The 9,008-nt window shown below is 64.7% G+C and carries 9 protein-coding genes; 6 read left to right on the forward strand and 3 right to left on the reverse strand.

The features are described 5' to 3' along the window. A complete protein-coding gene (gene ccoP, locus ACTJKM_RS24880; RefSeq protein ID WP_058323178.1) occupies positions 1 to 864 on the forward strand; it encodes a cytochrome-c oxidase, cbb3-type subunit III in 864 nt (287 codons plus the stop codon). Between the two features lie 483 nt (positions 865 to 1,347). Here ccoP and ACTJKM_RS24885 read toward each other — a convergent pair whose 3' ends face one another. The 3 genes from ACTJKM_RS24885 to ACTJKM_RS24895 form a co-directional block, all read right to left on the reverse strand. Then, a complete protein-coding gene (locus ACTJKM_RS24885) occupies positions 1,348 to 1,701 on the reverse strand; it encodes a VOC family protein (protein ID WP_057254230.1) in 354 nt (117 codons plus the stop codon). 4 nt (positions 1,702 to 1,705) lie between these two features. Then, on the reverse strand, positions 1,706 to 2,116 hold the full coding sequence (locus ACTJKM_RS24890) for a hypothetical protein (protein ID WP_058326999.1): 411 nt from the start codon (positions 2,114 to 2,116) through the stop codon (positions 1,706 to 1,708). 64 nt (positions 2,117 to 2,180) lie between these two features. Beyond that, positions 2,181 to 2,978 (reverse strand): AraC family transcriptional regulator, encoded by a 798-nt coding sequence (locus tag ACTJKM_RS24895; protein ID WP_058326998.1) that lies wholly within the window; start codon positions 2,976 to 2,978, stop codon positions 2,181 to 2,183. Between the two features lie 313 nt (positions 2,979 to 3,291). On the opposite strand from ACTJKM_RS24895, the gene ccoG reads away from it, so the two are divergent. From ccoG to gndA, 5 genes are all read left to right on the forward strand, one after another. Continuing rightward, complete coding sequence (ccoG, locus tag ACTJKM_RS24900) at positions 3,292 to 4,866, forward strand: cytochrome c oxidase accessory protein CcoG (protein WP_058326997.1); 1,575 nt, start codon at positions 3,292 to 3,294, stop codon at positions 4,864 to 4,866. Then, on the forward strand, positions 4,863 to 5,360 hold the full coding sequence (locus tag ACTJKM_RS24905; RefSeq protein WP_058326996.1) for a FixH family protein: 498 nt from the start codon (positions 4,863 to 4,865) through the stop codon (positions 5,358 to 5,360). The genes ccoG and ACTJKM_RS24905 overlap by 4 nt, the downstream gene beginning before the upstream one ends. Next, positions 5,357 to 7,648, forward strand: coding sequence for a cation-translocating P-type ATPase (locus ACTJKM_RS24910; protein WP_058326995.1), 2,292 nt, complete (start codon positions 5,357 to 5,359; stop codon positions 7,646 to 7,648). The genes ACTJKM_RS24905 and ACTJKM_RS24910 overlap by 4 nt, the downstream gene beginning before the upstream one ends. Continuing rightward, positions 7,645 to 7,803, forward strand: a complete 159-nt coding sequence (ccoS, locus tag ACTJKM_RS24915; RefSeq protein WP_034788403.1) for a cbb3-type cytochrome oxidase assembly protein CcoS — start codon at positions 7,645 to 7,647, stop codon at positions 7,801 to 7,803. The genes ACTJKM_RS24910 and ccoS overlap by 4 nt, the downstream gene beginning before the upstream one ends. 180 nt (positions 7,804 to 7,983) lie before the next feature. Continuing rightward, on the forward strand, positions 7,984 to 9,008 hold a 1,025-nt coding region (gndA, locus tag ACTJKM_RS24920), incomplete at its 3' end, for an NADP-dependent phosphogluconate dehydrogenase (RefSeq protein ID WP_440661171.1).

Below are 9,008 nucleotides of genomic sequence, written 5' to 3' on the forward strand. Positions count from 1 at the left end.
ATGGCGGACAAACACGTCGACGAAATCAGCGGCGTCGAGACCACCGGCCACGAGTGGGACGGTATCCGCGAACTGAACAACCCGATGCCGCGCTGGTGGGTCTATACCTTCTACGCGACCATCGTCTGGGCGGTCGGCTACATGATCGTCTATCCGGCGGTGCCGCTTCTGACGGACGCGACCAAGGGTGTGCTCGGCTATTCGAGCCGCGCCGAGGTGAGCGCGGAACTCGCAAGCGCCAAGGCGGCCCAGGCCGGCAATCTCGAAAAGATCGCCTCGAGCTCGATCGAGCAGATCATTGCCGATCCGCAGCTGCAGCAGTTCGCCGTTTCCGGCGGCGCATCGGCCTTCAAGGTCAACTGCGCCCAGTGCCATGGCTCGGGTGCTGCGGGTTCCGCCGGCTTCCCGAACCTGAACGACGACGACTGGCTCTGGGGCGGCAAGCCCGAGGAGATCTACCAGACGATCGCTCACGGCATTCGCTACACTGGCGATGGCGAGACCCGCGTTTCGGAAATGCCGTCCTTTGCCGAAATCCTGCAGCCGGAAGAGATCAAGCAGACGGCGGCCTACGTCGTCAGCCTTACCGGCACGCCGTCGGACGTCTCGATGGTCGAGCCGGGCAAGGCACTGTTCGAAGCCAATTGCGCCTCCTGTCATGGTGCCGATGCCAAGGGCAACCGCGAGTTCGGCGCGCCTGATCTCGCCGACGCACTGTGGCTCAACGGCGAGGGCGAGCAGGCGATCGTCGCCCAGATGAAGGCACCCAAGCACGGCGTCATGCCCGCCTGGCTGCCGCGCCTCGGCGACACCACGGTCAAGCAGCTTGCGGTGTTCGTGCATTCGCTGGGCGGGGGCGAGTAGGCTATCGTCTGTGGTTGGTGGGCGGGCTGCCCCTCAACCGCCTGCCGGCACCTTCTCCCCGCAGGCGGGGAGAAGGGAAACGCGGCGCCAGCATCGCCAATCTCGAGCGTTGAGGCTTGGCGACAGAGAGCGAGCCAAGCGTTTCTCTCCCCCGCGTGTGGGGAGAGATGTCCGGCAGGACAGTGAGGGGCGATCCTAAAGTCGTAAAGTGGGGATGGGTGTCCACAGGATATGGATGGCGCCTTAATCACCTCCTTCATTCCTGTGCTCGTCACAGGAATCCAGCAGCGCCGCGTCGGCGGCGCGGGAGACCCCTTGCAGTCTGCAAATCAGGCGTCCCGGCTCTGCTCCTCCCGCCGTGCCGACGCACGGCTGCTGGATCTCTGTGACAAGCACAGAGATGAGGGTGGAGATGGCTGCGGTCGCTCAGCCTGCCGAAGGGGCAGCCCTCGTTCCCGTGCTGGTCTGGGGCGTCGACTGCCCTTACTGCGCCGACCAAACCGCCAGCTCGTATCCGTCAGGGTCGGCGAAATGGAAGCGGCGGCCGCCGGGGAAGGTGAAGATCGGCTTGACGATCTTGCCGCCGGCCTTTTCGACGCGGGCCAGCATGTCCTCGAGGTTGTCGGCATAGAGGATGATCAGCGGCCCACCGCTGCCGACGGGACCCGTGGTGGTGAAACCGCCGGTCAGACGGCCGTCCTGGAATTCGCAATATTCCGGGCCGTAGTCGGTGAAGGTCCAGCCGAAGGCGCTGCCGTAGAAGGCCTTGGCGGCAGCGATGTCCGAGACGTTGAACTCGACATAGTCGATGCGGCTGTCGTTGCCCTTGTTGCCCATTTTCCTACCTGTCTTTTCCGGATTCCATGATTGATTTCAAAGTGGCGAGATCCTTTGCCACCCAACCGGCGTCGCCGGCAAATTGTTCCGCGCTCATGCCCGGCTGACGCAGCAGCGTGAACATTACCTCGGACCCGTTACCGTTCGGCACGACGCGCAGCGCGTTGTGGACCTCGGTGCCATCTGCGAGCGTCACCAGATGGTCGACGACGCCAAAGTCATTGGCGGGAGCAAAGCGCACGCGGGCTTGGCCGAGCGGTCCCGGCGCCAGCCAGTCCTCGCCGTCGCGTGTCAGCCCTGACGAGAGACCGGACGCCCAGAGGGGCATGTTCTCGGGCCTGGCCATGAAGGCATAGACCTCGCGCCAGTCGCGGGCGATGGTGGTGTGGATGATCTTTGCTTCAAGTGTTGCCATGCTTGGTTCTCCTGAGTGAGGACGTAGCACGGGCGGCCCCGCCGGTCTTGAACGAAACGGCCAGTCAGGCCGCTTGCCGATGGGCGGAAAGCTGGCGGCGGATTTCCGCCGGTGAAAGCGACGTCAGTTCCCTGGCTTCGCGCGAAAGATGCGCCTGGTCGGCATAGCCGGCATCAAGAGCGAGGATGCCGAGGCCTACGGATGGCTCGCCGCGGCATGCCCCAAGGAATCGTTGCAGACGCAGGATGCGGTCGAGGGTCTTGGCGCCATAGCCGAAATGTTCGTGGCAGCGGCGGCGCAGCGTCCGCTCGCTGGTGCCGGTGGCGGCGGCCAATGCGCGGATGGGGTTGTCGGACGAATCGCGCCGTTGCGTGAGATGGGCGAGCGCGGCTGCGACATCGCCGGGCGGCGGGGAGACGGCCGGTGAGCGCTCTAGCACTGCTGCCGCCATGATATCGGCGCGGATGGCATCCGGCGCGTCCTGAAGCTTGGCATCAAGTTCGCGCGCGGCTTTGCCCCAGAAGGCATCGAGCGGGACGATTTGACCGGTGATTTCCGAAAGCGATGCGCGCAGAAACGACGCGGCGACGCCCGGGCGGAAGCGCAGGCCGATGACCTTGGCGCCCGGCGCGATCACGGGAAAGGCAGCGGTCCGATCAGGGCCGGCAACGACGAGACCGCGATTGGACCAGAGGATGTCGACGCAGCCGTCGGGGACGACCGCGATCGGCGCGGGCGGTCCCTCCGGCATCTGGTGGCTCCACAGGCATTCGACATGCCCGGCGAGAGCGTGAGGCGCGGCACGCTCGCGATAGGTGCCGCGCTGTTTGGCCAGCGTCAGGGGCTCGAGGGAGCCGTGCATGCTTTCTCCTTCGCGACTGTCCTGCCTTGCCTTCAGCATAGCCGATATAGGGAAACATGCAGCAATTCAAAGTACTACGGCGACCTTTGCGCGTCTCATAAGGCGCGTGGCGTTGTGGTGCAGATGGGCTCGAGCGCAAGGCCCTTGGCGTCCGTCCGCACCAAAGGTCGTTGCCGACCGCTGCGGTTCCGATGGCTCGGACGTTTCGCCGCATGGCGCGGCCTTAGGCCGCAAACTTGACACAGATCAACGTTTTCGGCGGTCAAATCGGGCAAGACATGGCTCAATACGCGATATCCGGGATGTCCCACTTATGAATTCTCAATCCGCCGCCAACGCCGCATCCGTCGAACGCCACGAGGCCGAACCGGTCAATGCGGCGCATGTGCGCAAGCCGCTCTACGAAAAGCGCAAGAAGATCTTCCCGAAACGCGCCGAGGGCAGCTTCCGCCGCTTCAAGTGGCTGGTGATGCTGGTGACGCTCGGCATCTACTATCTGACGCCGTGGATCCGCTGGGATCGCGGCGAACACGCGCCTGATCAGGCGGTGCTCGTCGATCTCGCCGCACGCCGCTTCTATTTCTTCTTCATCGAGATCTGGCCGCAGGAATTCTTCTTCGTGGCGGGCCTGTTGGTCATGGCCGGCTTCGGCCTGTTCCTGGTGACGTCGGCCGTCGGGCGCGCCTGGTGCGGCTATACCTGTCCGCAGACCGTGTGGGTCGATCTCTTCCTGGTGGTGGAGCGCTACATCGAAGGCGACCGCAACGCCCGCATGAAACTCGACGCGGGCCCCTGGACGGTTGCCAAGATCGTCAAGCGCGTGTCGAAGCACTCGATCTGGATCCTGATCGGGATTGCCACCGGCGGCGCGTGGATCTTCTATTTCGCCGACGCACCGACGCTTCTGAAAAGCTTCGTTTCGCTGGAAGCACCAACCGTCGCCTACATGACCGTCGGTATCCTGACCGCCACCACCTATGTCTTCGGCGGGCTGATGCGCGAGCAGGTCTGCACCTATATGTGCCCCTGGCCGCGCATCCAGGCGGCGATGCTCGATGAGAACTCGCTGGTCGTCACCTATAACGACTGGCGCGGCGAGCCGCGCTCGCGCCACCAGAAGAAGGCGGTGGCAGCCGGGGAGGCCGTCGGCGATTGCGTCGATTGCAACGCCTGCGTCGTCGTCTGTCCGATGGGTATCGACATCCGCGACGGCCAGCAGCTCGAATGCATCACCTGCGCGCTCTGCATCGACGCCTGCAACGGCGTCATGGACAAGGTCGGCCGCGAGCGCGGACTGATCTCCTATGCGACGCTGAACGATTATGCCTCCAACATGGCGCTTGCCACCAATGGCGGCACGACGGCGATCGACCCGGGCCGTGTTCGCAACGCGGATGGCGCCTTCTCCGACAAGGTCCGCCATTTCAACTGGAAGATCGTCTTCCGTCCGCGCGTGCTCGTCTATCTCGGTGTCTGGACGCTCGTCGGCATCGGGCTGCTCTATGCGCTTTTGTCGCGCGACCGGCTGGAGCTCAACGTGCTGCACGACCGCAACCCGCAATTCGTCGTCGAATCCGACGGTTCGGTGCGCAACGGCTACATGGTCAAGCTCTTGAACATGATCCCCGAACAACGCACCATCACGCTCGCGATCGACGGTATGTCTTCGGCGACGATGCGCATCGCCGGCCAGGCGGCGGGCGACGGCCGCACCTTTGCGATCGGCGTCGATCCGGACAAGGTGACGGCGGTCAAGGTGTTCGTGACGCTGCCGAAGGACAAGCTTGGCGAAGCGGCTGACGGTTTCAGCCTGATCGTTGAGGATCCGTCGAGCCACGAGCGCGACGTCTACAAGGCCAACTTCAACAGCCCGGGAGCCGCGAAATGATCACCAAACAGGCAAAGGCACCGCGGCCCTTCACCGGCTGGCATATGCTGGGCGTCATGGTGCTGTTCTTCGGCACGATCATCACCGTCAACCTGATCATGGCCTGGAATGCCAGCCATAGCTGGAGCGGGCTGGTCGTGCAGAACACCTATGTCGCGAGCCAGCAGTTCAACGGCAAGGTGAAGGAGGCGAAGGCCTTCGCCGCCAGCGGGCTCGAAGGCAAGCTCAGTGTCGAACAGGAAGCGCTGCGCTACACGCTGACGCGACAGGGCAAGCCGGAACTGACCGCGGACAAGGTGGTCGCGGTCCTGAAGCGCCCGGTCGAGGAGCATGAGGATGTGACGGTCGAGATGGCGCATCAGGGCGAGGGCGTGTTCGTTGCCGCCGCGACGCTGAAGCGCGGCCAGTGGATCGCCGATATCACCGCGACCAAGGGCGACACGGTCGTCTATCGCCAGGCCATCCGCTTCATGGCGCCGGGAGCAGCGCAATGAGCTGCTGCGCTCCTGGAACCGAAATGGCTCTGGAGATCGACAGGGCCGGGCAGGGACTGCCCACATCGGAAGAGCTCTGGCTGACGAGCCGGTCGCTCGGCGGCGGGTTGCGCCAGACGGACCTCAGCGTACCCGGCGTGCATTGCGGCGCCTGCATCGCGACACTTGAGGGCGCCTTGAAAGCGCGGCCCGAGGTTGAGCGGGCGCGCGTCAACCTTTCGTCGCGGCGGGTGGCGATCGTCTGGAAGGAAGAGGTCGATGACGCCCGCACCGATCCGCGGGAACTGGCGCGCACCATCCGCGCGCGGGGCTACGAGACCCATCTCTTCGCGCCGGGCGAGGAAGACGGCGACCAGACGCTGAAGCAGCTGGTGCGCGCCGTCGCCGTTGCGGGCTTTGCCTCGGCCAATATCATGCTGCTCTCCGTCTCCGTCTGGTCGGGCGCGGAGGCGGCCACGCGCGATCTCTTCCACTGGATCTCGGCGCTGATTGCCGCGCCGACGCTGATCTATTCCGGGCGCTTCTTCTACGCGTCCGCCTGGAATGCGCTGAAGCACGGCCGCACCAACATGGACGTGCCGATCGCGCTTGCGATCACGCTCTCCTTCTCGATCTCGCTCTACGAGACGATTACCCACGGCACCCATGCCTGGTTCGACGGCACGGTGATGCTTCTCTTCTTCCTGCTGATCGGCCGCACGCTCGATCATATGATGCGCGGGCGTGCGCGTTCTGCGATCAGCAGCTTGGCCAGGCTGTCGCCGCGCGGCGCGATGGTGCTCGATGCAGACGGCGGGCGCGAATATCGTCCGGTCGACGAGATCAAGCCGGGCGAAAAGCTGGCGATCGCCGCCGGCGAACGCATCCCGGTCGATGGTCGCATTCTCATCGGCGCCAGTGACCTCGATCGCTCGATCGTCAATGGCGAGAGCGCGCCGGTGCCGGTCAAGGCAGGCGACAGCGTCGAGGCGGGCACGCTGAACCTCACCGGACCGGTGACGATCGAGGCGACCGCTGCGGCGCGCGACTCGCTGCTTGCCGAGATCATGGGCCTGATGGAGGCCGCCGAAGGGGGCAGGGCACGCTATCGCCGTATCGCCGACCGGGCGGCGCAATATTACTCGCCCGCGGTGCACCTCCTGGCGCTTTTGAGCTTCATCGGCTGGATGTTCGTCAATGGCGACTTCCACCATGCGATGCTGGTTGCGGTCGCGGTATTGATCATCACCTGCCCCTGCGCGCTCGGGCTTGCGGTGCCGGTCGTGCAGGTGATTGCCGCCGGACGGCTGTTCCAGAATGGCGTCATGGTCAAGGACGGCTCGGCCATGGAGCGGCTGGCCGAGATCGACACGGTGCTGCTCGACAAGACCGGCACGCTGACGGTGGGTGAACCGCGGCTCGTCAATGGCCAGGATATTCAGCCCTCCGTGCTGGCGACGGCGGCGGGGCTGGCTGTTCATTCGCGCCATCCGTTGGCGATGGCCATTCATGATGCGGCGAAGGTTGCGCCCGTCATTGCCGGCGAGATCCGCGAGATTCCCGGTGCCGGCATCGAGGCCCGCACGGAAGCGGGCATCTACCGGCTCGGCAGCCGCGCTTTTGCCTGTGGCGACGCCGGCGAGGCGAGCGGCCAATCCGAGGCGATCCTGTCGCTCGACGGCCGCGAACTTGGCTGCTTCCGCTTCGAGGATCGGCTCAGGCCGTTCGCCCGCGAAAGCATTGAGGAGCTCGGTCGCCTGGGCCTGTCGACTGGCATTCTCTCCGGTGACCGCGAGCCTGTCGTGGCGGCCCTTGCCCGCCGGGTCGGCATCGACAGCTTCAAGGCCGAGCTGACGCCGCGTGGCAAGGTGGACGAATGTGCGCTTGCGGCCGAAGGTGGGCACCGCGTGCTGATGGTCGGCGACGGCATCAACGACGCGCCGGCGCTGCGCGCAGCCCATGTCTCGATGGCCCCGGCAACGGCGGCCGATGTCGGGCGCCAGGCCGCGGATTTCGTCTTCCTGCACCAGGGGCTGAATGCCGTGCCGATGGCGATCGACACCTCGCGCCGGGCTGGGCGGCTGATCCGCCAGAACTTCGCGCTGGCGATCGGTTACAACGTGATTGCCGTTCCGATCGCGATCCTCGGCTACGCCACCCCGCTGATCGCAGCCGTTGCCATGTCGACTTCGTCGGTGATCGTCGTTGCCAATGCCTTGCGTCTGCGTGCTGCCACCGGCAATGTTGCCGAGGAGGCGCGCGACGGCCAAGCGCCTGCCGCCCTTCGTCCAGTCGGGAATGCCTCATGAACACGCTGATCTATCTCATTCCCATCGCGTTGTTTCTCGGTGGCATCGGTCTCGCCGCCTTCCTCTGGGCGCTGAAGAGCGGCCAGTACGAAGACCTCGAAGGCGCGTCCTGGCGGGTGCTCGACGATGGCGACGGCAAGCCCGAAAAGAAGTGATTTTGTCAGTAATCGCTTGTCGTTAATCGATTTGAATGCCAAAACATCCTCCGCCGTCGCTTCTCGCGCCAGGGCCTTCGACAGAGCCCGCCGCGAGAGGGCGAAGTTCAATTCGAAGGGCCGGCACCGACGCGCTTATCCCGATCGCGCCCGGCACTTCTGTCCAATGGAGGCAATCACGTGTCACAGGCGGAAATCGGCCTAATCGGTCTTGGCGTCATGGGCTCGAACCTGGCGCTCAACATCGCTGAAAAGGGCAACAAGATCGCGGTGTTCAACCGCACCGTCGAGGCGACGCACAAGTTCTACGCGGAAGCCGGTGAACTCAAGGGCCAGATCGTGCCCTGCGACACCATTGAAGAGTTTGTTGCCGCCATCCGTCCGCCGCGCCCGATCATCATCATGATCAAGGCCGGCGAGCCGGTCGATCAGCAGATGAAGATCCTCGAGCCCTACCTTTCCAAGGGCGACATCATGATCGACGCCGGCAACGCCAACTTCCGCGACACGATGCGCCGCTTCGAGGCGCTGAAGGACAGTGGCCTGACCTTCATCGGCATGGGGGTTTCCGGCGGTGAGGAAGGCGCACGTCACGGCCCGTCGATCATGGTCGGCGGCAAGGAAGAATCCTGGAAGCGCGTCGAGAGTGTTTTGACCTCGATCGCCGCGAAATACGACAACGACCCTTGCGTCGCCTGGCTCGGCGAAAACGGCGCCGGCCATTTCGTCAAGACCATCCACAACGGCATCGAATATGCCGACATGCAGATGATCGCCGAAATCTACGGCATCCTGCGCGACGGCCTGAAGATGTCGGCGACCGAAATCGGCGAGGTCTTCGGCACCTGGAACAAGGGCCGCCTCAACTCCTACCTGATCGAGATCACCGAGAAGGTGCTGAAGGCGGCCGATCCTCTGACCGGCAAGCCGATCGTCGATTTGATCCTCGACAAGGCCGGCCAGAAGGGCACCGGCAAGTGGTCGGTGATCGAGGCGCAGAACATGGGCGTGCCGGCAACCGGCATTGAGGCGGCGGTGGCCGCGCGCAGCATCTCCGCGATGAAGGACGAACGCGAAGCGGCCGAAAAGATCCTCGGGCTGCCTGAGGTCGGCGACTTCAAGGTGGCCGACAAGGCAGCCTTCATCAGGGATCTCGAAAGCGCGCTGCTGGCCGCCAAGATCGGCGCCTATGCGCAAGGCTTCGC

Origin of the sequence: Ensifer sp. 22460 (assembly GCF_052044935.1) — a bacterium.
Taxonomy (GTDB): Bacteria; Pseudomonadota; Alphaproteobacteria; order Rhizobiales; family Rhizobiaceae; genus Ensifer.